This is a genomic window from Bradyrhizobium sp. R2.2-H (assembly GCF_004346455.1).
Classification (GTDB): Bacteria; Pseudomonadota; Alphaproteobacteria; order Rhizobiales; family Xanthobacteraceae; genus Bradyrhizobium; species Bradyrhizobium diversitatis.
On record NZ_SMBR01000008.1, the window covers coordinates 166,493 to 190,524 of the forward strand.

At 63.5% G+C, this 24,032-nt stretch carries 28 protein-coding genes; 22 read left to right on the top strand and 6 right to left on the bottom strand.

What is annotated here, in order from left to right; translation table 11 throughout:
* Positions 1-7 precede the first annotated feature (7 nt).
* The 4 genes from EDE08_RS21490 to EDE08_RS21505 all read left to right on the top strand — a co-directional run bounded on the left by EDE08_RS21490 (position 8) and on the right by EDE08_RS21505 (position 3,604).
* Complete coding sequence (locus tag EDE08_RS21490) at positions 8-1,057, top strand: ABC transporter substrate-binding protein (protein ID WP_207913060.1); 1,050 nt, start codon at positions 8-10, stop codon at positions 1,055-1,057.
* Between the two features lie 156 nt (positions 1,058-1,213).
* Positions 1,214-2,026, top strand: coding sequence for an ABC transporter permease (locus EDE08_RS21495; RefSeq protein WP_131871019.1), 813 nt, complete (start codon positions 1,214-1,216; stop codon positions 2,024-2,026).
* Positions 2,023-2,808 carry an ABC transporter permease gene (locus tag EDE08_RS21500; RefSeq protein ID WP_131870810.1) on the top strand — a complete coding sequence of 262 codons (786 nt, stop codon included), beginning with the start codon at positions 2,023-2,025 and terminating at the stop codon, positions 2,806-2,808. Before EDE08_RS21495 ends, EDE08_RS21500 begins: the two co-directional genes overlap by 4 nt.
* Before the next feature lie 424 nt (positions 2,809-3,232).
* The gene (locus EDE08_RS21505) at positions 3,233-3,604 is read left to right on the top strand and encodes a hypothetical protein (RefSeq protein ID WP_131870811.1); all 372 of its coding nucleotides are present in this window, start codon (positions 3,233-3,235) and stop codon (positions 3,602-3,604) included.
* 306 nt (positions 3,605-3,910) lie between these two features.
* Here the strand turns inward: EDE08_RS21505 and EDE08_RS21510 are convergent, their stop codons facing one another.
* On the bottom strand, positions 3,911-4,105 hold the full coding sequence (locus tag EDE08_RS21510; RefSeq protein WP_131870812.1) for a (2Fe-2S)-binding protein: 195 nt from the start codon (positions 4,103-4,105) through the stop codon (positions 3,911-3,913).
* Positions 4,102-4,938, bottom strand: coding sequence for a xanthine dehydrogenase (locus tag EDE08_RS21515; protein ID WP_131870813.1), 837 nt, complete (start codon positions 4,936-4,938; stop codon positions 4,102-4,104). Before EDE08_RS21515 ends, EDE08_RS21510 begins: the two co-directional genes overlap by 4 nt.
* Before the next feature lie 317 nt (positions 4,939-5,255).
* Here EDE08_RS21515 and EDE08_RS21520 point away from each other — a divergent pair, with 317 nt between their 5' ends.
* Positions 5,256-6,095: an SDR family NAD(P)-dependent oxidoreductase gene (locus EDE08_RS21520; protein ID WP_131870814.1), complete on the top strand. Its 840-nt coding sequence runs from the start codon at positions 5,256-5,258 to the stop codon at positions 6,093-6,095.
* On the opposite strand, the gene EDE08_RS38515 is transcribed toward EDE08_RS21520, so the two are convergent.
* A complete protein-coding gene (locus tag EDE08_RS38515; protein ID WP_165936082.1) occupies positions 6,096-6,257 on the bottom strand; it encodes a hypothetical protein in 162 nt (53 codons plus the stop codon).
* Positions 6,258-6,350: 93 nt separating this feature from the next.
* Between EDE08_RS38515 and nifA the strand changes: the two genes are divergently transcribed.
* The 7 genes from nifA (at position 6,351) to EDE08_RS21555 (ending at position 13,705) form a co-directional block, all read left to right on the top strand.
* Entirely contained in the window at positions 6,351-8,090 is a 1,740-nt protein-coding gene (gene nifA / locus EDE08_RS21525; protein WP_131870815.1) for a nif-specific transcriptional activator NifA, read from the top strand.
* Between the two features lie 126 nt (positions 8,091-8,216).
* On the top strand, positions 8,217-8,432 hold the full coding sequence (locus tag EDE08_RS21530) for a 4Fe-4S dicluster domain-containing protein (protein ID WP_502700630.1): 216 nt from the start codon (positions 8,217-8,219) through the stop codon (positions 8,430-8,432).
* 63 nt (positions 8,433-8,495) lie between these two features.
* Positions 8,496-9,992, top strand: coding sequence for a Fe-S cluster assembly protein SufB (gene sufB, locus EDE08_RS21535; RefSeq protein WP_131870816.1), 1,497 nt, complete (start codon positions 8,496-8,498; stop codon positions 9,990-9,992).
* Positions 9,993-10,026: 34 nt separating this feature from the next.
* The gene (sufC, locus tag EDE08_RS21540; protein WP_131870817.1) at positions 10,027-10,785 is read left to right on the top strand and encodes a Fe-S cluster assembly ATPase SufC; all 759 of its coding nucleotides are present in this window, start codon (positions 10,027-10,029) and stop codon (positions 10,783-10,785) included.
* A 4-nt stretch (positions 10,786-10,789) separates the two neighbouring features.
* On the top strand, positions 10,790-12,109 hold the full coding sequence (gene sufD / locus EDE08_RS21545) for a Fe-S cluster assembly protein SufD (RefSeq protein ID WP_131870818.1): 1,320 nt from the start codon (positions 10,790-10,792) through the stop codon (positions 12,107-12,109).
* A gap of 4 nt (positions 12,110-12,113) precedes the next feature.
* A complete protein-coding gene (locus tag EDE08_RS21550) occupies positions 12,114-13,355 on the top strand; it encodes a cysteine desulfurase (RefSeq protein ID WP_131870819.1) in 1,242 nt (413 codons plus the stop codon).
* Entirely contained in the window at positions 13,352-13,705 is a 354-nt protein-coding gene (locus tag EDE08_RS21555; protein ID WP_131870820.1) for a nitrogen fixation protein NifZ, read from the top strand. The genes EDE08_RS21550 and EDE08_RS21555 overlap by 4 nt, the downstream gene beginning before the upstream one ends.
* Before the next feature lie 13 nt (positions 13,706-13,718).
* Here EDE08_RS21555 and EDE08_RS21560 read toward each other — a convergent pair whose 3' ends face one another.
* The gene (locus tag EDE08_RS21560) at positions 13,719-14,171 is read right to left on the bottom strand and encodes a SufE family protein (RefSeq protein ID WP_131870821.1); all 453 of its coding nucleotides are present in this window, start codon (positions 14,169-14,171) and stop codon (positions 13,719-13,721) included.
* Positions 14,172-14,523: 352 nt separating this feature from the next.
* On the opposite strand from EDE08_RS21560, the gene nifD reads away from it, so the two are divergent.
* From nifD to hspQ, 9 genes are all read left to right on the top strand, one after another.
* Complete coding sequence (gene nifD / locus EDE08_RS21565; protein WP_131870822.1) at positions 14,524-16,026, top strand: nitrogenase molybdenum-iron protein alpha chain; 1,503 nt, start codon at positions 14,524-14,526, stop codon at positions 16,024-16,026.
* Positions 16,027-16,102: 76 nt separating this feature from the next.
* Complete coding sequence (gene nifK, locus EDE08_RS21570; RefSeq protein ID WP_131870823.1) at positions 16,103-17,662, top strand: nitrogenase molybdenum-iron protein subunit beta; 1,560 nt, start codon at positions 16,103-16,105, stop codon at positions 17,660-17,662.
* Positions 17,663-17,777: 115 nt separating this feature from the next.
* Positions 17,778-19,445, top strand: a complete 1,668-nt coding sequence (gene nifE, locus EDE08_RS21575; protein ID WP_131870824.1) for a nitrogenase iron-molybdenum cofactor biosynthesis protein NifE — start codon at positions 17,778-17,780, stop codon at positions 19,443-19,445.
* 9 nt (positions 19,446-19,454) lie between these two features.
* Positions 19,455-20,837: a nitrogenase iron-molybdenum cofactor biosynthesis protein NifN gene (gene nifN, locus EDE08_RS21580; protein WP_131870825.1), complete on the top strand. Its 1,383-nt coding sequence runs from the start codon at positions 19,455-19,457 to the stop codon at positions 20,835-20,837.
* A gap of 22 nt (positions 20,838-20,859) precedes the next feature.
* Positions 20,860-21,255 (top strand): nitrogen fixation protein NifX, encoded by a 396-nt coding sequence (nifX, locus tag EDE08_RS21585; protein WP_131870826.1) that lies wholly within the window; start codon positions 20,860-20,862, stop codon positions 21,253-21,255.
* A gap of 11 nt (positions 21,256-21,266) precedes the next feature.
* The gene (locus EDE08_RS21590; RefSeq protein ID WP_131870827.1) at positions 21,267-21,737 is read left to right on the top strand and encodes a NifX-associated nitrogen fixation protein; all 471 of its coding nucleotides are present in this window, start codon (positions 21,267-21,269) and stop codon (positions 21,735-21,737) included.
* A gap of 9 nt (positions 21,738-21,746) precedes the next feature.
* Positions 21,747-21,947, top strand: a complete 201-nt coding sequence (locus tag EDE08_RS21595; protein ID WP_028137114.1) for a CCE_0567 family metalloprotein — start codon at positions 21,747-21,749, stop codon at positions 21,945-21,947.
* 13 nt (positions 21,948-21,960) lie between these two features.
* Positions 21,961-22,248, top strand: a complete 288-nt coding sequence (fdxB, locus tag EDE08_RS21600) for a ferredoxin III, nif-specific (RefSeq protein ID WP_131870828.1) — start codon at positions 21,961-21,963, stop codon at positions 22,246-22,248.
* A 20-nt stretch (positions 22,249-22,268) separates the two neighbouring features.
* Positions 22,269-22,586 carry a heat shock protein HspQ gene (gene hspQ, locus EDE08_RS21605; protein ID WP_131870829.1) on the top strand — a complete coding sequence of 106 codons (318 nt, stop codon included), beginning with the start codon at positions 22,269-22,271 and terminating at the stop codon, positions 22,584-22,586.
* Between the two features lie 25 nt (positions 22,587-22,611).
* Here hspQ and EDE08_RS21610 read toward each other — a convergent pair whose 3' ends face one another.
* Both EDE08_RS21610 and EDE08_RS21615 read right to left on the bottom strand, forming a co-directional pair.
* The gene (locus tag EDE08_RS21610) at positions 22,612-22,926 is read right to left on the bottom strand and encodes a hypothetical protein (RefSeq protein ID WP_061026921.1); all 315 of its coding nucleotides are present in this window, start codon (positions 22,924-22,926) and stop codon (positions 22,612-22,614) included.
* A complete protein-coding gene (locus EDE08_RS21615; RefSeq protein ID WP_131870831.1) occupies positions 22,926-23,372 on the bottom strand; it encodes a hypothetical protein in 447 nt (148 codons plus the stop codon). The genes EDE08_RS21610 and EDE08_RS21615 overlap by 1 nt, the downstream gene beginning before the upstream one ends.
* Before the next feature lie 247 nt (positions 23,373-23,619).
* On the opposite strand from EDE08_RS21615, the gene EDE08_RS21620 reads away from it, so the two are divergent.
* Positions 23,620-24,024: a Rieske (2Fe-2S) protein gene (locus EDE08_RS21620; RefSeq protein ID WP_131870832.1), complete on the top strand. Its 405-nt coding sequence runs from the start codon at positions 23,620-23,622 to the stop codon at positions 24,022-24,024.
* Positions 24,025-24,032: the final 8 nt, after the last annotated feature.

Below are 24,032 nucleotides of genomic sequence, written 5' to 3' on the forward strand. Positions count from 1 at the left end.
GGCGAGGATGACGACGACACGGACTTTTGGACTGGGCTGTGCCTTAGCGGGCGCAATTGCACTCGGCGGCACGGCGGCGGCCGCCGCCGAGCAGATCACCTTCGTCTCGCAGGGCGGCGCCTATCAGCAGGCGCAAACGGTGGCGATCCTCGATCCCTCTGCCAAGAAGCTCGGCATCACCATCAACCAGGATTCCATTCCCGATGCCTGGCCTGCGATCAAGACCCAGGTCGGCAGCGGCAAGCCGATCTGGGACGTGGTCGACACGCCAACCGGCTATTGCCTGCGCGGTGGCGAGCAGGGGCTGATCGAGAAGCTCGACTTCTCCAGGATCCCGAACGCGGCGGCGATGCCGGAGGCCTATCGTAGCCCCTATTCGATCTCCTACGAATTCTATTCGAGCGTGCTGGCCTACAGCCAGAAGACCTTCCCGAAGGACGCGCCGAACAGCTGGGCCGATTTCTGGGACGTCAAGAAATTCCCAGGCCGCCGGGCGCTGCGCAACCACCCGATCGCCACGCTCGAGGCGGCGCTGATGGCCGACGGCGTCGCGCCGGACAAGCTCTATCCGCTCGACGTCGACCGCGCCTTCAAGAAGCTCGAGGAGATCAAGCCGCACATCACGGTGTGGTGGACCTCGGGCGCGCAGTCGGCGCAGCTGCTCAACGACGGCGAGGTCGATATCGAGATGGCTTGGAACGGCCGCGTCAGCGCGCTCGCCAAGGAAGGCGCCAAGGTCGCCTTCACCTACAACCAGGGCATCTTGCAGAGCACCTCGCTCTGCATCCTCAAGGGCGCACCGAACCTCGACACGGCCGTGAAATTCCTCAACGAGGCCGTCGATCCCGTGCATCAGGCCAATCTGCCGCTCCACATTGACTACGGCCCGGGCAATCCCAAGGCGTTCGAGACCGGCGTGATCAAGCCGGAGCGCGCCGCGCAACTGCCGAGCGAGCCCGCGAATGCGGCCAAGCAGGCGCTGATGTCCTACGCCTGGTGGTCCTCGCCGGCCGGTGAAGCCGCCGAGAAGCGCTGGGCGTCGTTCCTGCAGAAGTAGGCCGAACGAAGAGATGAGCCGGAGGAGCATCGGCACCGATTCTCCTTTGCCTTTCCCGCTTGCGGGAGATGTGCAGCAACCGAGAGCAGCGAGGCCGCGTTGAAGAGATCAGTGTCCGATCCATCGGAGCAGCATCGGCGCCGCGAGAACGGGCTGATGCTGGCGCTGGTGTCGCCGGCGCTGCTCGTGATCCTGCTCCTGATCGTGCTGCCGGTCGGCTGGCTGGCCTGGCAATCGGTCTATCAGGACGGCTTCACGCTGGAACATTACCGGCGCGTCTTCACCGAGACCATCTACTGGCGCAGCTTCGCGCTGACCTTCGAGATCAGCCTCGCGGTGACCGTCATCGCGCTGCTGCTCGGCTATCCCGTGGCGTATCTCGCCAACTCCGTGCCGAGAGGATGGAGCATCCTGATCCTGTCGCTGGTCGTGCTGCCGTTCTGGACCAGCGTGCTGGTCCGCGCCTATGCCTGGCTGGCACTGCTGCAGCGATCCGGTGTGATCAACCAGCTCCTGCGCTATCTCGACGTCATCAGCGAGCCGCTCGCGCTGGTCCACAACACGTTCGGCACGATCGTCGCAACCGTGCACATTCTGCTGCCGTTCATGGTGCTGCCGCTCTACGCCACCATGCAGAAGATCCCCGGCGATCTGATGCAGGCCGGCGCCAGCCTCGGCGCGAGCCCGACGCTGACCTTCGTGCGGGTCTTCCTGCCGCTGTCGCTGCCGGGTGTACTTGCGGGCTGCACCATGGTGTTCGTGCTCTGCCTCGGCTTCTACATCACGCCGGAGCTGCTCGGCGGCGGCCGCACGGTGATGGTGTCGATGCTGGTCAGCCGAAATGTCGAGCTCTACAACCAGTTCGGCGCTGCAAGCGCCGTGGCCGTGGTGCTGCTTCTGGGCGTGCTCTTGATCTTCGTCGTCGTCAGCCGCTTCGTCGCGCTCGATCGCATCCTGGGGCAGAAATGACGCGTCTCTCGCCCGCACGGATTGCGCTCTATGTGGTCTGCGCCCTGGTGCTGGTCTATCTGATCCTGCCGGTCCTGATCATCGCGCCCATCTCGTTCTCCAGCGCGCGGTTCCTGACCTTTCCGCCACCCTCGTTCTCGCTGCGCTGGTATCAGCAATATTTCGCCAATCCCGCCTGGATGCAGGCGACGCGGGTGACGCTCACGCTCGCGCTTCTGACGGTGCTGATTGCAACGCCGCTCGGCGTCGCCGCCGCTTATGCCATCAGCCAGTCGAAGCTGCGCATCATGCGCATCATCCATCTGGCGCTGCTGCTGCCGCTGGTGGTGCCGATCATCATCATCGCGGTCGGGATCTTCTTCGTCTACGCCAGGGTCGGCCTCGTGGCGACCATGCCGGGCCTGGTGTTGGCGAACGTGATGCTCGGCCTGCCCTATGTCGTCATCTCGGTTCTGGCGGGCCTGCAGAGCTTCGATCCTGCGCAGGAGATGGTGGCGCGCAGCCTCGGCATGAACCGGCTGCGCAGCTTCTTCGCAGTGACCTTGCCGCAGATCAAGTCCAGCGTGATCGCCGGCGGCGTCTTCGCCTTCATCTCGGCGATGGACGAGACCATCGTCGCCTTGTTCATCTCCGGCGGCCAGTACCAGCCGCTGACCAAGCGCATGTTCACCGCGCTGCGCGACGAGATCGACCCGACCATTGCAGCGATCTCGACGCTGATGACGGCGGCGTCCTTCATGCTGGTGCTGCTGGCGAGCGCGCGGCAGCGGAGGAATGCTTAAGGCGCCCGGCGTTCGGGGGGCGCAGCGATTGATCGTGGCGATGGAAACAGCACCCTGCTACTGAACGAGATCGCCCCACCCAACTGATGGAGCGCGCAGCTCCGCAATCTCTGAGCACACGCTGGCGTTGATCTGGATCAACGCAAGCTCTTGACCGGCGTGGCTTCCTTGCGAACGGACGTTTACCGAACATGCCGGAGAACCTTTGCATGTACCAGATTACGTCGCGGGTCCTTGCTCTTGCTGCCACTGGCTTCGCGACACAGGTCACGGCGACCGCCTAAACCGCAACGCCGCGGCACTTTTCGCTGCAAGAGACTGTCGTGTTGCGACAGGACTTATTCGATCGTGCCGATCCGAGCAGTATGTTCGACTGGCCGAGCCCGCCCGCGCAGTCAGGGCAGCATTGGGAGCGGAGACAGACATGAATGCGACCATATTCTCGCTTGCGCTGCTGGCGAGCCCGTCCCTGGTAGAGGTCTCGGATAAAGTTCCGGAGCTGAAAGTCGAAGCGCTGTGCAAGGCGACGTCCGAGACGGACAAGGCGATGGGATTGGCACTGCCGCAGAGCTTTTCCGACTGCATGCGCGACGAGACCACGGCGCAGCAGCAGCTCGGCGAGATCTGGGCAGCGACGAAGCTCACCGTCCGCGACGTATGCGAGGGCGAAGCGACAAGCGGCGGGAGCCAAAGCTACGTCGATCTGCTCACTTGCATCCAGATGACGGGCGTTGCACCTGCGACAACGGCGGCGCCGGCGCTCAGAGGCGCGAGCAAGAACCGAAGCAGGCAATAGGAAGCCATGCGACGCGTGGATGGCCGGATTGTTTCTGTCTAGCCAATCGGCTCTGGGTCAATGCTTTCCACCTTTGCTGGAGTTCACCAGACGGCTTGGTGATTCAATTCGACAACGGGACGAGCCGGTAGCGCGACATTCCGCCGGCCCCGCCGCCTCCACGAGGGCGGTGAGGGTATACATTCATCCTCCATCGCATCGCGCCTTAGTGGTCAGGCGCCTCTTGCGCATACCTGATCATGGTGCCCAGGGGGCTGCTCAGCGAACGCAGCCGGGCTTCCGCAAGACCAGGAGCGGGATCGTCCGTCAGTGCGTTCCCGTGCACGCAGCGCGGGGCTGTTCCTCAAGGATCCGCCGTACGGACTGGGAGCATCGTCCGCACCTGACGGTGCAACCCAGGCAGTCATAGACTTGCGCAGCCGAAAAGAGTTCGTCGTCGGTCGAGCCGACCGCACCCCTGATGTCGTGATCGCTGATGATGTTGCAGGAGCAGACGATCATGCTGGATTCCGTTGCGCGATGCGATGTGCGGTCTGGAGCTTGACGGCTGCGGTTGTTGCATTGGCAATGGCGCGTCCGCGCTGATCCGTGCCGGTCCACTGGGCGTGCCTACCGCGCGGATCGATCTCCAGCAGCTTGACCCCAGCCGGAACTTCGCTGCCGTCGCGGGCGATGCCGCGCAGGATTCCGTCGCGCGGTGCGAGCACGGGAATGCCGGAGAGATGGCCGAGCACGAGATCCCGGTAGACGCGGGTGCCGATCTCGACCGGCGTGTGCCAGCGTCCCGCGAACGGCGAATAGACGAAGCGTTCTGCGCCGACATCACCCAATGAACTCGCAACGCCATCGGCGGCGTCGGTCCAGCGTGCGTCGGTGACAGGTCCGATCCTCCCTGGCCGGGTTTCCACCGCGACGTCGCAATTGGAGTTCGACGAGAAGCCGGGACCTAGCCCGATGGCAAGCCGGGCGAGTCGCCTGAGGTCGGGCGTGATCCGGCGCTTCTGCAGACGCGCATCGATCAGAAGGTCAATGTGGCGGACCGGAAGCAGATCGAGAAGGCCGAGCCATGTGACCAGGATTTGCGCCGGCCGACGGAGCGCCTGATGGACCTGCACGCCGTCGTCGACGCGCTCGGCGATAATGTCCTCGAGCTGCACGGTGTCCGTGAAGAGCGCGTCATGAAAGGCCATCTTGCGCCGGATCACCGGCGGATCCGGATCGTGTGACATCACGACGCAATATCCGGCGCGCACGAGTTGGATGCCGATCGCGGATGCGATCTCATTGGTGCCGAGGATGACGGCAAGGAGTCGATGGTGGTTCGGCTGGGGCATTTGAAACCACGTTTGCGGAGTAAGCGCAGCGAGATGTGATCAAGTTTGGAACAAGAAGAGCAAGAGCCGGGCCATTTGGAATGATTGAAAAACAGCTCTCAACCTCCGGCCAGCACTCGGAAAGGAGGTTTACGCCGTGACGGCGCCGCTTGGTTCGAAAGCCCACGCGTGCATGTCGCAAATCTGGCAGCGTGTCGCGAAGCCGACATTCAGTCGTGAAAATCGCAGCGATCCGCCGATGGATCGTGGCCCAAATCCTGCAAAGTTGCTCCCGTTGTCATTGTCTGGCATCCGTCCGGACGCGGCGAGGAGTTGACATGACGCTCGATCTTTTGGATCGCGATGGTGCCCTTTCGAGTACGTCGGCACCCGATGTCGCACTGTGTCCGTTTCACGGCGACAAGTCGCGGGCACAACATGGCGAGCGCAAAACGCTGGTTCTGACCGGCGCGTCCCGCGGCATCGGCCATGCGACGGGAAAGCTGTTTTCGGAGGCCGGCTGGCGTATCATCACCTGCTCCCGACAACCGTTCGACGGTGAACGGTGCCCCTGGGATTCAGGGACGGACAACCATGTGCAGGTGGAATTGAGCGACCATCGCGCGCTGCCGCGGGCGGTCGCCGGGATCAAAGAGCGGCTCAACGGCGGGCCGCTGCATGCACTGATCAACAATGCCGGTATTTCGCCCAAGGCGGATGATGGCACCCGGCTGAATTCGTTGACGACGCCGGTCGAGACCTGGATGAGCGTGTTCCACGTCAATCTGCTCGCGCCGGTCTTGTTCGCGCAGGGCCTCGTCGACGAGCTGAAGCTGGCTGCCGGCGCGATCGTCAATGTCACCTCGATCGTCGGCTCCCGGGTGCATCCGTTTGCCGGCACCGCCTATGCGACGTCGAAGGCTGCGCTTGCGTGCCTGACCCGCGAGATGGCGCACGACTATGCGCCGTTCGGAATTCGCGTGAACGCGATCGCTCCCGGCGAAATCAAGACCGATATCCTGTCGCCGGAGACCGAGGCCCAACTTGCGCCGATCATTCCGATGCATCGCGTCGGCACGCCGGACGAGGTCGCGAAGGTGATCTTCTTCCTCTGCTCGGAGGCGGCCAGCTATGTCACAGGTGCGGAAGTACCGATCAACGGAGGGCAGCACGTGTAATCAGGCGGCAGCAGCCCGCCACGGAAAAAGTATCGCGGATTTGCGCTGGATCAATGCGGAGATCTCGATCTCGAGCGTGTCGCGCATCGCGATAGTAAATTCCGTGAAACGGATGACAAAGCGTGCAAGTGCGACGGAATCTTTTTGCAGCAATGCCGACAAGTTGAGCGCGACTCTCGACAAGACATGAATGAGAATAAGACAAATTCCAGAGAACGCGGCCGGGAGGATCTAACAGGCAACGGAGATTCCGTCATGCTGAATGCTGCACCCTCGCTTGAACGACACCGGGCCGATCAGACGGCACCGATCGTACCGATCAGTGAGATCGCGCTGACCGGCATCTTCGAGATCTCAAAGATACTGACGGCACCGACGCGGCTGGAGACGACGCTTGCGAACGTCGTCAATCTCCTGCAATCCTTCCTCCAGATGCGCCATGGAGTGGTCGCGCTGCTCGCGGACGACGGCATTCCCGATCTCACGGTCGGGGCCGGATGGAGCGAAGGCAGTGACGAACGCTATCGCGGGCGGCTGCCGCAGAAGGCCGTTGATCAGATCGTCGCGACCGCGATGCCGCTGGTCGCAGAAAACATTGCCACCCATCCCGCCTTCAGCCCGGCGGACGTGAAGACCCTCGGCGCCTCGGAGACGATCCGCGTATCGTTCATCGGCGTCCCGATCCGCAGCGATGCCAAGGTCGTGGGCACCCTGACGGTCGACAGGGTCTGGGACGAGCGATCGATGTACCGGCTCGATTCCGATGTGCGTCTGCTGACGATGGTCGCCAATCTCGTCGGCCAGACCGTGAAGCTGCATCGGATCGTCGCGCAGGATCGCGAACGGCTGATGCATGAGAGCTACCGCCTCCAGAAGGAACTATCCGAGCTCAAGCCGGCGCGCGATCGCCGCAAGGTTCACGTCGAAGGTATCATCGGCGACAGTCCGGCGCTGCGCGGGCTGCTGGAGAAGATCGCGGTCGTGGCCAAATCGAACTCGACCGTCCTGCTGCGGGGTGAATCCGGCACCGGCAAGGAGCTGATCGCGAAGGCCATTCACGAACTCTCGCCGCGGGCCAAGCGTCCGTTCATCAAGATCAACTGCGCGGCTCTGCCGGAATCGGTGCTGGAGTCCGAGCTGTTCGGCCATGAGAAGGGCGCCTTCACCGGCGCGCTCAATTCACGGAAGGGCAGGTTCGAGCTGGCCGACAAGGGCACCCTGTTCCTGGACGAGATCGGCGAGATATCCGCCTCGTTCCAGGCCAAGCTCCTGCGCGTGCTCCAGGAGCAGGAGTTCGAGCGCGTCGGCGGCAATCAGACCATCAAGGTCGATGTTCGCGTCATCGCAGCGACCAACCGCAACCTGGAGGAAGCCGTCGCGCGCAACGAATTTCGCGCCGACCTCTATTACCGCATCAGCGTGGTCCCGATGATGCTGCCGCCCCTGCGCGAGCGGCGCAGCGATATTCCGTTGCTGGCCAACGAATTCCTGAAGAACTTCAACACCGAGAATGGCCGCGCGCTGTCCTTCGATCGGCATGCGATCGAGGTTCTGATGAGCTGCGGCTTTCCGGGCAACGTGCGGGAGCTGGAGAATTGCGTGCAGCGTACGGCGACGCTGGCTCCAGGCCCGGAGATCGTCAGGAACGACTTCGCGTGCTGTCACAGCCAGTGCCTGTCGGCCATGTTGTGGAACGGTGCATCCGAGGGCGTGCCGCAGCGCTCGTTGCCCATCGTGCCGCTCTCGGTCCTTCCGGCCTCCGCTGCGCGCGAGAGGGGCGCCGGCGCCCCTCCGTCGGCCGTTGAGCCGGTGGCGCCGGCGGCGAGCGCTTCAAGCCTGTCGTCGACCGGGAGTGTGGCGGAGCGTGAGAGCGTCATCGCGGCCATGGAGAAATCCGGCTGGGTCCAGGCCAAGGCCGCGCGCCTGCTCGGCCTGACGCCGCGGCAGATCGGCTACGCGCTTAAGAAGCACGGCATCGAGGTCAAGCGGCTCTGACGGCCACTGTCGCAGATGCGACATGCTGTCGGGGCCACGACAACCGGCTTCGCGCAGGATTACGCTTGAATTTCAGACCTTTCAGGGTTGGCACGGCGCTTGAAAGAAGGTGTCCGACGGCATCGTCTGCTCAAGGAGTCGGAACACATGTCTTACAAGATTGTCGCCTCGCAATGCACGGTTTGCGGCGCATGTGAGTTCGAATGCCCGAACGCGGCGATCAGCCTCAAGCGCGACATGTATGTCATCGATCCCAAGAAGTGCACGGAGTGCGAAGGGAGTTTCGACGCGCCGCAATGCGCGGCCGTCTGTCCGGTGCCCGACACCTGTATTCCGGCCTGAGGCACCTCCATGATGCGGTCGAGGCTGGCGGACTGGAAATCTCATTCGCGGACGGAGCGATAGATGGCGGCGGTTCAGGAGACCATCGAACAGGTTCGCGGCATCGACGTCGACCAGTATCGTTATGGGTTTGAGACCCTGATCGAGTCCGACAAGGCCCCCAAGGGTCTGTCGGAAGAAACCGTCAAGTTCATCTCCGAGAAGAAGAATGAGCCCGCCTGGATGCTCCAGTGGCGGCTGGAAGCCTATCGGCGCTGGCTGACCATGACGGAGCCGACCTGGGCGCGGGTCGATTATCCCAAGATCGACTTCCAGGATCTCTATTATTACGCGGCGCCGAAACCGAAGAAGACGGTGTCCTCGCTCGACGAGATCGATCCGGAGATTCTCAAGACCTACGAGAAGCTCGGCATCCCCTTGCGGGAAGTCGCCATGCTCGAAGGCGTCGAGCCGAAGCCCGGCGAGGAAGACCCGGCCCGGCGCAAGATCGCGGTCGACGCGGTGTTCGATTCGGTCTCGGTGGCCACCACGTTCAAGGCCGAGCTGAAGAAGGCCGGCGTGATCTTCATGCCGATCTCGGAGGCGATCCGCGAGCATCCTGAACTGGTGCAGAAATATCTGGGCTCGGTGGTGCCGACCTCGGACAATTTCTACGCGACGCTGAACTCGGCGGTGTTCTCCGACGGCTCGTTCGTCTACGTGCCGCCGGGTGTGCGCTGCCCGATGGAGCTGTCGACCTATTTCCGCATCAACGAGCGCAACACCGGCCAGTTCGAGCGCACGCTGATCATCGCTGACAAGGGCGCCTACGTCTCCTATCTCGAAGGCTGCACCGCGCCGCAGCGCGACGAGAACCAGCTGCACGCCGCCGTGGTCGAGCTGGTCGCGCTCGACGATGCCGAGATCAAATATTCGACGGTGCAGAACTGGTATCCCGGCAATTCGGAAGGCAAGGGCGGCATCTACAATTTCGTCACCAAGCGCGGCGACTGCCGCGGCAACAACTCCAAGATCTCCTGGACCCAGGTCGAGACCGGGTCTGCGATCACCTGGAAATATCCGAGCTGCATCCTGCGCGGCGACAATTCCCGCGGCGAGTTCTACTCGATCGCGATCTCGAACGGCTTCCAGCAGGTCGACTCGGGCACCAAGATGATCCACCTCGGCAAGAACACGACGAGCCGGATCATCTCCAAGGGCATCGCCGCCGGCAAGTCGCAGAACACCTATCGCGGCCGCGTCACCGCGCACCGCAAGGCATCAGGCGCGCGCAACTTCACGGCCTGCGATTCGCTGCTGATCGGCGACAAATGCGGCGCGCATACCGTGCCGTACATCGAGGCCAAGAACTCGTCGGCGACGTTCGAGCACGAGGCGACGACCTCGAAGATCTCCGAGGACGTGCTGTTCTACTGCATCCAGCGCGGCCTCAGCCAGGAAGAGGCCGTCGGCCTCGTCGTCAACGGCTTCGTCAAGGACGTGCTGCAGCAGCTGCCGATGGAATTCGCGGTGGAAGCGCAGAAGCTGATCTCGATCTCGCTCGAAGGGAGCGTCGGATGACTGTCTTTGGACCTACCAGGCAAGGAGAGGTGTGATGACTGCGCTCCTCGATATCCGCGGGCTGAAGGCCGAGATCGACGGCCGCCAGATTCTCAACGGGCTCGACCTCGCCGTGAACAAGGGCGAGATCCACGCCATCATGGGTCCGAACGGCGCCGGCAAGTCGACGCTGTCCTATGTGCTGTCGGGAAAGCCGGGCTACGAGATCACCGGTGGCGAAGTGTTCTTCAACGGCGAGGATCTCCTTGCCATGGACCCGGACGAGCGGGCGGCGAAAGGGCTGTTCCTGGCCTTCCAATACCCGCTCGAAATTCCCGGTGTCGCGACGCTGACGTTCTTGCGGACGGCGCTCAATGCCCAGCGCAAGAAGCGTGGCGAAGAGGAGTTGTCCTCGCCCGATGTGCTGAAGCGGGTGCGCGAGCTCGCCAAACAGCTCAGCATCGACCCTGAGATGCTGAAGCGGCCGCTCAATGTCGGTTTCTCCGGCGGCGAGAAGAAGCGCAACGAGACGCTTCAGATGGCGCTGCTGGAGCCCAAATTGTGCGTACTGGACGAGACCGATTCCGGCCTCGACATCGATGCGCTACGCATCGTCGCCGACGGCGTCAATCGCCTGCGTGCGGCCGATCGCGGCATGATCGTGATCACGCACTATCAGCGGCTGCTCGACTACATCGTGCCCGACGTCGTGCATGTGCTGGCTGCGGGCCGCATCGTCAAGACCGGCGGCAAGGATCTTGCGCTCGAATTGGAGGCGACGGGCTACGCGCAGTATCAGAGCGAGGCGGCGTGATCCCATGAATGCCGAGATCCGTTCCGTCAAGACCGCCGCCGAGATCGGATTCGCCGATCTGTTCGCGGCGGTGCGCGAGAGTCTGCCCGGCGGGGACAAGATCGGGGCGGTCCGGCGCGATGCCTTCGACCGATTCGCGGCGCAAGGCCTGCCGCATTCCCGCACCGAGGCCTGGAGGTATACTGATCTGCGGCGCCTGCTGCGTGATGCCAAGCCGCTGGCTCCGCGCTCCGATGCGGCAGCCAGGAGTGTCGCTCGCGAGGCGGGTGCGGTTTTCGCGGGCCTCGGCCTCCGGCGGCTGCTGATCGTCGACGGCGCCTTCGCGCCCGAACTCTCCGATCTCGCCGGGCTCGAACCCGGCGTCGTCGTTCGCGCGACGTTCGAGGCGCTGGGAGCGGACGAAATGGACTTGCCGCTCGACATGGCTGGAAGCGATCCGATCGCTGCGCTCAACACCGCACTCGCCGCCGACGGTGTCTTGATCACGGTCGCCCCGGGTGTCGTCGTGGAGCGGCCAATCCATCTTGTCTTCGTGACCACGGGGGGTGCGCCCGCCGCGACGTTCACGCGGTCGCGGCTGGAGCTCGGCAGCGGTGCGGTCCTCACGCTCGTCGAGACCCATGAGGGTCCGGACCAGTCAGACTACCAGGTCAATGTGGCCTTGCAGGTGGATGTCGGAGACAGAGCCCGTCTGGACCACGTCAAGATCACCGGCGAAGGCGCAGCTGCGCTGCATATCTCAACGCTCGAGGCCTCGACCGGGGCGGGCGCGAGCTATCGCGATTTCGGCTTCACCATCGGTGGTGCCGTGGTGCGCAATCAGCTCTTTGTGAAGCTGGCGGGCGAGGGTGCCATCGCCGATGTGCATCAGGGGAGCCTTCTGGCCGGCCGCCAACATGCAGACACCACGCTCGTCGTCGACCATGTCGCCGCTGGTTCGCAGAGCCGGGAAGTCTTCAAGGCGGTCGTGGACGATGAGGCTCGGGCCGTGTTCCAGGGCAGGATCACGGTGCAGCCCGGCGCGCAGCAGACCGATGCCAGGATGATGGCGAGGGCGCTGCTCCTGTCCGACGAGGCCGTCGCCAATTGCAAGCCGGAGCTCGAGATTTTCGCCGACGACGTTCAATGCGGACACGGCACCACCACCGGCGCACTGGACGATCAGTTGAAGTTTTATCTGATGGCGCGCGGCATTCCGGAGAAGGAAGCCGAGGCGCTGCTGATCCAGGCCTTCGTCGGAGAGGTGATCGATGCCGTCGCGCGCGACGATCTGCGCGAGGCATTGACGCAGGCGATGCTCAACTGGCTCGAGGAACGGGATTAGTTCCATGCATCCGGCGGTCACCAACGGAAGTTACGACGTCAACCGCGTCCGCCAGGACTTTCCAATCCTGTCGACGCAGGTGCATGGCAAGAAGCTGGTCTATCTGGACAATGCCGCCTCGGCCCAGAAGCCAAATGCCGTGCTTGACCGGCTGACGCAGGCCTACACCAGCGAATACGCCAACGTGCATCGTGGCCTGCATTACCTCGCCAATGCCGCCACCGAAGCCTATGAAGGCGCGCGCGATAAGATTGCCCGCTTTCTCAATGCAGAGCGGCGCGAGGAGATCATCTTTACCCGCGGGGCCACGGAGGCGATCAACCTGGTGGCCCAGACGTTCGGTCGCGAAAGGATCGGCGAAGGCGACGAGATCGTGCTCTCGATCATGGAGCACCACGCCAACATCGTGCCGTGGCACTTCCTCAGGGAACGGCACGGTGCGGTGATCAGATGGGCGCCGGTCGACGACGAGGGCAATTTCCTGATCGACGAGTTCGAGAAGCTCTTGAACACGAAGACCAAGCTGGTTGCAATCACCCAGATGTCGAACGTGCTGGGCAGTGTCGTTCCGGTCAAGGAAGTCGTACGACTGGCGCATGCCCGCGGGATTCCCGTCCTGGTCGACGGTTCGCAAGGCGCGGTCCACATGGATGTCGATGTGCGCGACATCGACTGCGACTTCTACGTCATCACCGGGCACAAGCTGTACGGGCCGACCGGCATCGGCGCGCTCTACGGCAAGTACGAGCACCTCGCGGCCATGCCGCCCTTCAACGGCGGCGGCGAGATGATCCGCGAAGTCTCGTGCGATGCCGTCACCTATGGTGAGCCGCCGCACCGCTTCGAGGCCGGCACGCCGCCGATCGTACAGGCCATCGGCCTCGGTGCCGCCATCGACTACATCGAATCGATCGGCAAGGAGCGGATCCGCAGGCACGAGAGGAGCCTGCTGGCCTATGCCGAGGAACGTCTGCGTGGGATCAATTCGCTGCGCATCATCGGAACTGCCGCCGACAAGGGCGCGATCGTGTCGTTCGAGATGAAGAGCGCCCACGCCCACGACCTTGCGACCGTGATCAATCGCTCCGGTGTGGCGGTTCGCGCCGGAACCCATTGCGCGATGCCGCTGCTCGACCGCTTCGGCGTGACCGCCACCTGCCGCGCTTCGTTCGCGCTCTACAACACGTTGGAGGAGGTCGACGCGCTGGCCGCAGCCCTGACCAGGGCCCAGGAGCTGCTCTCATGAGCGAACGGATCGCCACCAGGCCACGTCCCGTCAAGCCGCGGCCAGTTGCCCGCATCGTCTGTAATGCCCATCGTCGCCGAACGGTGCGGAACATGGAGCGGCGTTTCACCGGCGAGTATTCGGTCGGTGAACCGATCCGCGCCGCGGCGCTGATCAGGAACGACGGCATGTATCCGCACAAGGATGTCGGCGAGCCGCTCGTGCACCCAGGCGATGCCGGCATTGTGCGCGAGAGCTGGTGCTTCCTTGGCGAGGTCTACTACACGGTTGAATTCACGGCCCGGTCGGTGTTCGTCATCATGGCGGACCACGAGATGATGCGGATGGGAACCGCGTTCGACGTCGCCTGACGTTGTCCAGGCGTCATACGGCTTCCGCGAGTGCGGCCGCCGCATCTGCACGCGTCCGCGCTACCATCGACCGGAATCCGTTCGAGCGCTGTGGTGTCAGATGCTCGCCGAGCCCGAGCCGCTCGAACAAGGCGAGGGGATTCTCGCCTGAGATCTCCGAGGCAGGTCGTCCCGACAGAAGCGCGATCAGGATCGCGACCAGGCCGCGGACGATGTGAGCGTCGCTATCGCCGGCAAAGGTGAGGAACGGCCGCCCGTCGCGGTGCTCGATCGTGGTCGCAAGCCAGACCTGGCTGACGCAGCCCTGCACGTTGTTGGCGTCGGTTCGCTGCTCTTCCGGAAAGGGCCTCAGCATGCGGCCCAGTTCGATGACGTAGCGGTAGCGGTCGTCCCACTCTTCGAGGAGCGAGAAGTTCTCGATGATGTCGTCGATCGGCGTTGGCCGAGAGTTCGTTTCAAGCTGCATGATCGCCTCGATGCATTGGTGAGACGCGTCAAGCAAGCCCCATACCGCAGCGCGGATCGATGCTTCTCTGCAGGAAAATGCATAGTCGATGCCGTCTGACGACGACACGCATTGTTTTGTTTCGAACAGCCCTCCGCGCACGCAAATGTCGACATGATGCGATGTCGGGTTTGCAACAAACGCGAGCGTCGAAGCTATCTGTCTCCAATCGCTTCACTTTTTGTCTTCGGTATGCGCTGGCACACTCGTTGCAAAAGTCCTTGTGCAAGGCGACCTCGCGGAAGAGATCGCGAGCGCGGCGCGCCGGTTGAGGCGTCCGATCGTCACACAGGGATAACCGAGGGATACTCGCATGAGCCTAGCAACCACAGAGAGCGTCGCCGAGATCAAGGCCCGCAACAAGCAACTGATCGACGAAGTCTTGAAGGTCTATCCGGAGAAGACTGCCAAGCGCCGCGCCAAGCACCTCAATGTGCACGAAGCCGGCAAGTCCGATTGCGGCGTCAAGTCGAACCTGAAGTCCATCCCCGGCGTGATGACCATTCGCGGCTGCGCTTATGCCGGCTCCAAGGGCGTCGTGTGGGGTCCGATCAAGGACATGATCCACATCAGCCACGGCCCGGTCGGCTGCGGGCAGTACTCCTGGGCGGCGCGGCGCAATTATTACATCGGAACGACCGGCATCGACACCTTCGTCACCATGCAGTTCACTTCCGACTTCCAGGAGAAGGACATCGTGTTCGGCGGCGACAAGAAGCTCGCGAAGATCATCGACGAGATCCAGGAGCTGTTTCCGCTCAACCACGGCATCACCATTCAGTCGGAATGTCCGATCGGCCTCATCGGCGACGATATCGAGGCCGTCTCGAAGGTGAAGTCCAAGGAGTATGACGGCAAGACCATCGTCCCGGTGCGCTGCGAAGGTTTTCGCGGCGTCTCGCAGTCGCTCGGCCACCACATCGCCAATGACGCCGTCCGCGACTGGATCTTCGACAAGGTCAATCCGGAGGCCAAGCCGGCGTTCGAGTCCACTCCCTATGACGTCGCGATCATCGGCGACTACAACATCGGTGGCGACGCCTGGTCTTCGCGCATCCTGCTCGAGGAGATGGGCCTGCGCGTGATCGCGCAATGGTCCGGCGATGGCAGCCTGGCCGAGCTGGAGGCGACGCCCAAGGCGAAGCTGAACGTCCTGCACTGTTATCGCTCGATGAACTACATCTCGCGCCACATGGAGGAGAAGTTCGGCATTCCCTGGTGCGAATACAATTTCTTCGGACCATCCAAGATCGCGGAATCACTGCGCAAGATCGCGAGCTTCTTCGACGACAAGATCAAGGAGGGCGCCGAGCGCGTCATCGCGAAATATCAGCCGCTGATGGACGCGGTGATCGCCAAGTATCGTCCGCGCCTCGAAGGCAAGACGGTGATGCTGTTCGTCGGCGGACTGCGTCCCCGGCACGTGATCGGCGCCTATGAGGACCTCGGCATGGAGGTGGTCGGCACCGGCTACGAGTTCGGTCACAATGACGACTACCAGCGCACGGCACAGCATTACGTCAAGGACGGTACGCTGATCTATGATGACGTCACCGGCTACGAGTTCGAGCGCTTCGTCGAGAAGATCCAGCCGGATCTCGTCGGCTCCGGCATCAAGGAGAAGTACGTCTTCCAGAAGATGGGCGTGCCGTTCCGGCAGATGCACTCCTGGGACTATTCCGGCCCCTATCACGGCTATGACGGGTTCGCGATCTTCGCGCGCGACATGGACATGGCCATCAACTCTCCGATCTGGAAGAAGACCAAGGCACCCTGGAAGGATGCCCCGCGGCCGAGCCTGATGGCAGCGGAATGACGGTAAGCGCCGGCTCCTTCCGTTCAGGGAGGAGCCGGGACAGGCGATCGAACACGAATCCAACCAAGGTGCCACGATGACACAGAATGCCGAACACGTGCTCGATCACTTCGAGCTGTTCCGAGGTCCGGAATACCAGCAGATGCTGGCCAACAAGAAAGCCCTGTTCGAGAATCCGCACGATCCCGCGGAGGTCGAGCGGATCCGGGAGTGGGCCAAGACGCCCGAATACCGCGAGAAGAACTTCGCCCGCGAAGCGCTGACCGTGAACCCGGCCAAGGCCTGCCAGCCGCTGGGTGCCGTGTTCGTCGCCGTCGGGTTCGAAGGCACGCTGCCCTTCGTGCACGGCTCGCAGGGCTGCGTCGCCTATTACCGCAGCCATCTGTCGCGGCACTTCAAGGAACCGAGTTCCTGCGTTTCCTCGTCGATGACGGAAGATGCGGCTGTGTTCGGCGGCCTGAACAACATGATCGACGGGCTTGCCAACACCTACAACATGTACAAGCCGAAGATGATCGCCGTCTCGACCACCTGCATGGCGGAGGTGATCGGCGACGACCTCAATGCCTTCATCAAGACGGCGAAGGAAAAGGGATCCGTTCCCAACGAGTACGACGTTCCCTTCGCTCATACGCCTGCCTTCGTCGGCAGCCACGTGACCGGCTACGACAACGCCCTCAAGGGCATCCTGGAGCACTTCTGGGACGGCAAGGCCGGCACCGCGCCGAAGCTGGAGCGCAAGGAGAATGGCAAGATCAACTTCATCGGCGGTTTCGACGGCTACACCGTCGGCAACATCCGCGAGATCAAGCGCATCTTCGAATTGATGGGGATCGAATACACGATACTCGCCGATAACAGCGACGTGTTCGATACGCCGACCGACGGCGAGTTCCGCATGTATGACGGCGGTACGACGCTGGAGGACGCCGCGAATGCGATCCACGCCAAGGCCACCATCTCCATGCAGCAATACTGCACCGAGAAGACGCTCCCCTTCGTCGAGGGACATGGCCACGAAGTCGCGGCCTTCAACCATCCCGTGGGCGTCAGCGCCACCGACGACTTCCTGATGACGTTGTCGCGCATCACGGGCAAGCCGATTGCGAAGGCGCTGGAGCAGGAGCGCGGTCGCCTGGTCGACGCCATGGCCGATTCGAGCGCGCATATCCACGGCAAGAAGTTCGCGATCTACGGCGATCCGGACCTCTGCTATGGGCTCGCGGCCTTCCTGCTCGAGCTCGGCGCCGAACCGACCCATGTGCTCTCGACCAACGGCAACAAGGCCTGGGCGGAAAAAATGCAGGCGCTGTTCGCCAGCTCGCCGTTCGGCAAGAACTGCCACGCCTATCCCGGCAAGGACCTCTGGCACATGCGTTCGCTGCTGTTCACCGAGCCGGTCGATTTCCTGATCGGCAACACCTACGGCAAGTATCTGGAGCGCGACACCGGCACGCCGCTGATCCGCATCGGCTTCCCGGTGTTCGATCGCCACCACCACCACCGCTATCCGGTGTGGGGGTATCAGGGCGGTATGAACGTTCTGGTCAAGATCCTCGACAAGATCTTCGACGAGATCGACAAGAACACCAACGTTCCCGCCAAGACCGACTACAGCTTCGACATCATCCGCTGACGTCGATGAGAGCTGCCGCCGCCCGATGGGGCGGCGGCAGACCCTAGTCTAGCCAGAGCGATCGAGACTGCGGGGCGGCAGGCTCGCGCAGCGGGTCAGAGGATAGGAGAGACGCATGAGCTCGCTGTCGGCCACCATCCAGGACGTCTTCAACGAGCCGGGTTGCGGCAAGAATGCCAACAAGACGGAGGCCGAGCGCAAGAAGGGCTGTACCAAGCAGCTGCAGCCGGGTGGGGCCGCCGGCGGCTGCGCCTTCGACGGCGCCAAGATCGCGCTGCAGCCGTTCACCGACGTCGCCCATCTCGTCCACGGTCCGATCGCCTGCGAGGGCAATTCCTGGGACAATCGCGGCAGCGCGTCATCCGGCTCCGACCTTTGGCGGCGCAGCTTCACCACCGACATGAACGAGACCGACATCGTGTTCGGCGGCGAGAAGCGGCTCTACAAGGCCATCAAGGAGGTCATCGAGAAGTACGATCCGCCGGCCATCTTCGTCTACCAGACCTGCGTTCCCGCCATGATCGGTGACGACATCAACGCGGTCTGCAAGGCGGCGGCCACGAAGTTCGGCAAGCCTGTCATCCCCGTCAATTCGCCCGGCTTCGTCGGTCCGAAGAACCTCGGCAACAAGCTGGCCGGCGAAGCGCTGCTCGATCATGTGATCGGCACCGAGGAGCCCGACTACACCACGCCCTACGACATCAACATCATCGGCGAGTACAACCTGTCCGGCGAGTTCTGGCAGGTCAAGCCGCTGCTGGACGAGCTCGGCATCCGCATCCTCTCCTGCATCTCCGGTGACGGAAAATACCGGGAGCTGGCTTACTCGCATCGGGCCAGGGCCGCGATGATGGTGTGCTCCAAGGCGATGATCAACGTCGCCCGCAAAATGGAGGAGCGCTACGGCATCCCGTACTTCGAGGGCTCCTTCTACGGCATCCAGGATTCCAGCGATTCGCTGCGCGAGATCGCGCGGCTGCTGATCGAGCGCGGCGCCCCGGCCGAGCTGATGGACCGCACCGAGGCGGTGATCGCGCGGGAGGAGGCCAAGGCCTGGGCCGCCATCGAGCGCTTCAAGCCGCGCTTCAAGGACAAGAAAGTGCTGCTGATCACCGGCGGCGTGAAGTCGTGGTCCGTGGTTGCGGCACTCCAGGAGGCGGGCCTCGAGATCGTCGGCACCTCCGTGAAGAAGTCCACCAAGGAGGACAAGGAGCGGATCAAGGAGCTGATGGGGCAGGACGCCCACATGATCGAGGACATGACGCCGCGCGAAATGTACAAGATGCTGAAGGACGCGCGGGCCGACATCATGCTCTCCGGCGGCAAGTCGCAGTTCGTCGCGTTGAAGGCGGCGATGCCCTGGCTCGACATCAACCAGGAGCGCAGCCACGCCTACATGGGCTATATCGGCATGGTCACGCTGATGGAGCAGATCGAGAAGGCGCTCTACAACCCGATGTGGGCGCAACTCCGCCGCCCCGCGCCATGGGACGAAGCGGGCATAAACTGGCAGACGAAGGCGATGGCGCAGATGGATGCGCAGGCCGCCGAGATCGCCGCCGATCCGGTCCGCGCCGAGGAGACCCGGCGCGCCAGGAAGATCTGCCACTGCAAGACGGTCGATCTCGGCACCATCGAGGATGCCATCGCTGCGCACGGCCTCTCCACCGTCGACGCGGTCAAGGAGCACACCAACGCCTCGGGCGGCTGCGGCGCCTGCAAGGGACGGATCGAGGACATCCTCGCGGCGCAGCCTGCGCCTGTGCTGCAGGCGGCGGAGTAGGGCGTCCCGATGGCCATCGTCACCACCTCCAAGAAGGCCTGCTCGGTCAATCCGCTCAAGATGAGCCAGCCGATCGGCGGCTCCTTTGCCTTCATGGGCCTGCGCGGCGCGATGCCGCTGCTGCACGGCTCGCAAGGCTGCACCTCGTTCGGGCTGACGCTGTTCGTGCGGCATTTCAAGGAAGCCGTGCCGATGCAGACCACCGCGATGAGCGAGGTCGCGACCGTGCTCGGCGGCTATGAGAACGTCGAGCAGGCGATCCTCAACATCTACAACCGCACCAAGCCGGAGATCATCGGCATCAATTCGACCGGCGTCACCGAGACCAAGGGAGACGACGTCGAGGGTTTCATCCGCCTGATCCGGCAGAAGCATCCGCAACTCGAGAAATTCCCGCTGGTCTATGTCGCGACGCCTGATTTCAAGGACGCATTCCAGGACGGCTGGGAAAAGACCGTCGCACGCATGGTCGAGGTGCTGGTCGATCCGGTCGAGGCCGGGGCCGCGCGCGATGCGGCGCGCGTGAATGTCCTGCCGGGCTGCCATCTCACGCCCGGCGATCTCGACGAGCTGCGCACCATCATCGAGGATTTCGGCCTCAAGCCGTCCTTCCTGCCGGACCTTGCCGGCTCGCTCGATGGTCATATCCCCGATGAATTCACGCCCACCACGATCGGCGGCATCGGGGTCGACGAGATCGCGACCATGGGGAAGGCAGCCTGGACCATCGCGATCGGCGCGCAGATGAGGCGCGCGGCGGAAGCCATGCAGCAGAAGGCGGGCGTGCCGTTCCGCCTGTTCGAGCGGCTCTGCGGCCTTGCCCCAAACGACGAGTTCATCGCCTTCCTCAGCGAGATCAGCGGAAGGCCGGTGCCGGCGAAGTACCGCCGCCAGCGCGGCCAGCTGGCGGACGCGATGCTGGATACGCATTTCCACATCGGCGGGCGCAAGCTCGCGATCGGCGCCGAGCCGGACCTGCTGTTCGATCTCTCCAGCATGCTGCACGAGATGGGCGCCGAAGTCGCGGCCGCGGTGACTACGACCGCCTCGCCGGTGCTCGAGCGCATCAAGACGCAGGAGGTCCTGATCGGCGATCTCGAAGACCTGGAAGAGCTTGCCAAGGCGCGCGACTGTGATCTCCTCATCACCCATTCCCACGGCCGTCAGGCGGCCTCGCGCCTGAAGATCCCGTTCTACCGTGCGGGCTTCCCGATGTTCGACCGGCTCGGCGCCGGGCACCAGCTGTCGGTGGGCTACCGCGGCACGCGCGGTCTGATCTTCGATCTTGCCAATCTCGTCATCGCCGATCGCGAAGCCAACCATCAGCCGACACCCGATACCTGGCGGACCACGGACAGCGGCCTCCAGGTCGTCCCGCCGCAACTGCACTGATGCAACAAGAGAGACCAGATCGATGAAAGTCGCCTTTGCCACCCAGGATCTCAAGCGCGTCGATGCGCATTTCGGCTGGGCCAAGAACATCGCCATCTACGACGTCAATCCGGACGGCCATCGCTTCGTCGAGGCCATCCAGTTCGACGGCGACCTCAAGGAGGACGGCAACGAGGACAAGCTGGCGCCGAAGATCGAGGCGATCAAGGATTGTACGATCCTCTACGTCGCCGCGATCGGCGGCTCGGGCGCGGCGCGGGTCGTCGCCAACAACATCCACCCGATGAAGGTGACGCAGCCCGAGGCGATCGACGATCTCTGCGTCAAGCTCGAGGACGTGCTGAAGGGCTCGCCGCCGCCGTGGCTGCGCAAAGTGCTCGCCAAGGGACAGGAACGCAGCTTTGATTTCGAGGACTGAAGGGAACCGCCATGACTGAAGCGGCTGAACTGATCCAACCCGACAACGCGGCCGAGGCGCCGTTCGTCAAGGAGCTCGTCAAGATCTGGCGGGCCCAGGACACCCATGGCGCCTGGGAGGGCAAGAAGGATCTCGACCTGCTCGAGCCCTACATCCTCGACAAGGAGAAGCGCCGTGCGCTGCCGATCGTCGGCGATCCCGACCCGGACACGATCTGGCGCATGGAGCTGTTCTTCAACGCCGTCGCGCTCTCGATCGAGAAAGCGACCGGCGTGATGATCTCGCCGATGCTGAAGATGCACCATGAAGGCTTCGGCCGCTTGGTCCTGATCGGTGGGCGGCTCATCGTCGTCAACAAGCAGCTGCGCGACGTGCACCGGTTTGGTTTCGACAATCTCGCCAAGCTTGCGTCCGAGGGCGACAAGTACGTCGCAGGCGGGGTCGAGATGATCCGCAAGTTTCCCGATGTGGCGAATTACTGAGGTTGGAGCATGAGCGACCTTGAAACACTGAAGGCCGAGATCAAGAAGCTGTCGGCCAAGGCCACGCAGGCCAAGATGGATCTCCACGACCTGTCGGAGGAGCTGCCGATCAACTGGACCTCGATTCTGAGCGTGGCCCAGAAGGCGCACGACGCCTTCGCCGAGCTCGAGCGGAAACGCGAGGATCTCAAGACGCTGGAAAAGGCATAACCGGATCCCGACCATGTCCTACGCAACCCGCGACGGCCGCGACTGGAAGCCGGACTACCTGGTGTCGATCGATGCCAAGAAGTGCATCGGCTGCGGCCGCTGCTACAAGGTCTGCGGCCGCGAGGTCATGACGCTCAAAGGCATCAACGAGGACGGTGAGATGATCGACCTCGATGACGACGATGACGAGGTCGAGAAGAAGGTCATGGTGATGAACGACGACGGCGCCTGCATCGGCTGCGGCGCCTGCGCGCGAGTCTGTCCGACCAACTGCCAGACCCACGCCCCCGCGGCGGCTTGAACGCCGTGCCGGACCCAGCGATGAGCAAGACTCAGTTCGCCAGGTACAATATCGGTCAGGTGATCCGCCACCGGCTCTACGCGATGCGGGGCGTCATCTTCGATGTCGACACATCGCTCGCCGGCACGGATGGCGAACCGGAGCCCGACGAGGCGACGACGGGTCTGGTCTACCGGCTGTTCGCCGAGGACGATGACATCCCCTACGTCGCCTGTATCGCGGAACGCGACCTCGAGCCCGATGATTCCGGCGAGCCGGTCAGCCATCCCGGGATCGGGGCCATGTTCGAGGTCGGCGAAGCCGGCGGCTATCGCCGGCGCCGGCACGCGTTGAACTGACGCGCGAGCGAAGCCGCGATCCGCCTTACTCGATCCCCTGTTCGCGCGACTTCATCATCGCGGCGATGCGGAAACGCTCGTGGATGGCGACGGGATTGGCAAGCATGTCGGCTTCCGCCTGCCTGAATGCGGCGAGCACGATCTCGGCTTCCTCGCGCGTCAGGGGCACGCGGCCAGCCATGTGGGTCGCCTCCGGCGCGGCGGCACGGATCGCGCGGCGATAGGGGTGATCCTTCACTTCGATCAGCTCGTTCGCTTCGAGCTTGCCGCCGAGCGTGATCGCGAGTCCGACGACCTCGAGCTTGCGGCCGTCCTGCGTGGTCTTGACCAGGATCGCCATCACGGCACCAGCGGCATGGCAAAGCCAGGGCGGGGGTGGGCATCGTAATAATCGGGCCGTTCCGGCCAGCCGCCTTCGGCGATGAATTTGAACGCGATGATCTTCACGGGCGCACCTTGCGAGCAGGAGACCTCGACGAACTTGATCTCGCGCGGGCCGGGGCCGGCGGAAAAGTCCGCTACGACGGTCCCGTCGGCCTTGCAGGCTCGCGCAAAGCCGGGTGTGCCGACACTGCTGGCCGGCACCGGATTGGCCGCGAAGTTCACGCCGGCGTCGCCGCTGAAAGCCGGGGTCGCGAACTTGAACGTGGCGAGGACGGCGCTGCGATCCACCGGCCGATCGGCTGTGACCGGGCGCGCGACCGAATAGACGGTCAGCGTGCCGCCATCGAGCAACGCCTTGATCTCGTCTTCCGAGCAGGCGGCGAATTCAGACGCGACGTTCATCTTTTTCTCCATGCCGAGGGGGCCTGGCTGAACAGCATCAATTTCCATGCCAGCTCGCGCGAGCGCGCCAAGAGCTGCGCCGCCACAGAATTTGGGGGAAACGGCGTGCAATCGGCTCGCCATGCTGAACCGGCTGGCGACAAGGCTGTCGCATGTCGGATTTCTGACGTGACGCGATCCACGTCAGGTCTCCGGCCTAGCGCGATTCTTGCACTGTTCGGACGATCCGACCGCGAACGAGGACAGCATGGACCAAAATACCGCCTATGCGATCTGCGCCTTCAACGACATCCCGAGCCAGCGGGCGATCGGCTTTCATCTCATGATCGTCGGCGAAGACGGAACGCCGCGGCCGTGGCCGATCGTGATCGTGCGCTGGGGCAAGCAGGTGTTCGGCTATCTCAACCGCTGCCCGCACAATGGGGTGAACCTGGACTGGGAGCGCAACCAGTTCCTGGACGGGAACGGCACCAGGCTGATGTGCGGCAAGCACGGTGCGACCTTCGAACTCGGAACCGGTACTTGCGTGAACGGGCCATGCAAGGGCGAGAGCCTGACGCCGATCGCGCTCGCCGTGCTCGACGGCGAGATCTGCGTGACCGGTGTGACGCTGGTGGAGGACGACGAGACGGCCTGCGAGGAAGAGGTCTGACGACGATG

Excerpts from the sequence above, each read along its gene's own strand:
- EDE08_RS21560 (WP_131870821.1), bottom strand. The coding sequence starts at position 14,171 with ATGCAGCTTGAAACGAACTCTCGGCCAACGCCGATCGACGACATCATC.
- EDE08_RS21620 (WP_131870832.1), top strand. The coding sequence starts at position 23,620 with ATGGACCAAAATACCGCCTATGCGATCTGCGCCTTCAACGACATCCCG.
- nifD (WP_131870822.1), top strand. The coding sequence starts at position 14,524 with ATGAGCCTAGCAACCACAGAGAGCGTCGCCGAGATCAAGGCCCGCAAC.
- EDE08_RS21610 (WP_061026921.1), bottom strand. The coding sequence starts at position 22,926 with ATGGCGATCCTGGTCAAGACCACGCAGGACGGCCGCAAGCTCGAGGTC.
- nifX (WP_131870826.1), top strand. The coding sequence starts at position 20,860 with ATGAAAGTCGCCTTTGCCACCCAGGATCTCAAGCGCGTCGATGCGCAT.
- sufB (WP_131870816.1), top strand. The coding sequence starts at position 8,496 with ATGGCGGCGGTTCAGGAGACCATCGAACAGGTTCGCGGCATCGACGTC.
- nifK (WP_131870823.1), top strand. The coding sequence starts at position 16,103 with ATGACACAGAATGCCGAACACGTGCTCGATCACTTCGAGCTGTTCCGA.
- EDE08_RS21490 (WP_207913060.1), top strand. The coding sequence starts at position 8 with ATGACGACGACACGGACTTTTGGACTGGGCTGTGCCTTAGCGGGCGCA.
- EDE08_RS21615 (WP_131870831.1), bottom strand. The coding sequence starts at position 23,372 with ATGAACGTCGCGTCTGAATTCGCCGCCTGCTCGGAAGACGAGATCAAG.
- EDE08_RS21595 (WP_028137114.1), top strand. The coding sequence starts at position 21,747 with ATGAGCGACCTTGAAACACTGAAGGCCGAGATCAAGAAGCTGTCGGCC.
- hspQ (WP_131870829.1), top strand. The coding sequence starts at position 22,269 with ATGAGCAAGACTCAGTTCGCCAGGTACAATATCGGTCAGGTGATCCGC.
- nifE (WP_131870824.1), top strand. The coding sequence starts at position 17,778 with ATGAGCTCGCTGTCGGCCACCATCCAGGACGTCTTCAACGAGCCGGGT.
- EDE08_RS21550 (WP_131870819.1), top strand. The coding sequence starts at position 12,114 with ATGCATCCGGCGGTCACCAACGGAAGTTACGACGTCAACCGCGTCCGC.
- sufC (WP_131870817.1), top strand. The coding sequence starts at position 10,027 with ATGACTGCGCTCCTCGATATCCGCGGGCTGAAGGCCGAGATCGACGGC.
- fdxB (WP_131870828.1), top strand. The coding sequence starts at position 21,961 with ATGTCCTACGCAACCCGCGACGGCCGCGACTGGAAGCCGGACTACCTG.
- EDE08_RS21500 (WP_131870810.1), top strand. The coding sequence starts at position 2,023 with ATGACGCGTCTCTCGCCCGCACGGATTGCGCTCTATGTGGTCTGCGCC.
- EDE08_RS21520 (WP_131870814.1), top strand. The coding sequence starts at position 5,256 with ATGACGCTCGATCTTTTGGATCGCGATGGTGCCCTTTCGAGTACGTCG.
- EDE08_RS21495 (WP_131871019.1), top strand. The coding sequence starts at position 1,214 with ATGCTGGCGCTGGTGTCGCCGGCGCTGCTCGTGATCCTGCTCCTGATC.
- EDE08_RS21505 (WP_131870811.1), top strand. The coding sequence starts at position 3,233 with ATGAATGCGACCATATTCTCGCTTGCGCTGCTGGCGAGCCCGTCCCTG.
- sufD (WP_131870818.1), top strand. The coding sequence starts at position 10,790 with ATGAATGCCGAGATCCGTTCCGTCAAGACCGCCGCCGAGATCGGATTC.
- EDE08_RS21555 (WP_131870820.1), top strand. The coding sequence starts at position 13,352 with ATGAGCGAACGGATCGCCACCAGGCCACGTCCCGTCAAGCCGCGGCCA.
- nifA (WP_131870815.1), top strand. The coding sequence starts at position 6,351 with ATGCTGAATGCTGCACCCTCGCTTGAACGACACCGGGCCGATCAGACG.
- nifN (WP_131870825.1), top strand. The coding sequence starts at position 19,455 with ATGGCCATCGTCACCACCTCCAAGAAGGCCTGCTCGGTCAATCCGCTC.
- EDE08_RS21515 (WP_131870813.1), bottom strand. The coding sequence starts at position 4,938 with ATGCCCCAGCCGAACCACCATCGACTCCTTGCCGTCATCCTCGGCACC.
- EDE08_RS21510 (WP_131870812.1), bottom strand. The coding sequence starts at position 4,105 with ATGATCGTCTGCTCCTGCAACATCATCAGCGATCACGACATCAGGGGT.
- EDE08_RS21590 (WP_131870827.1), top strand. The coding sequence starts at position 21,267 with ATGACTGAAGCGGCTGAACTGATCCAACCCGACAACGCGGCCGAGGCG.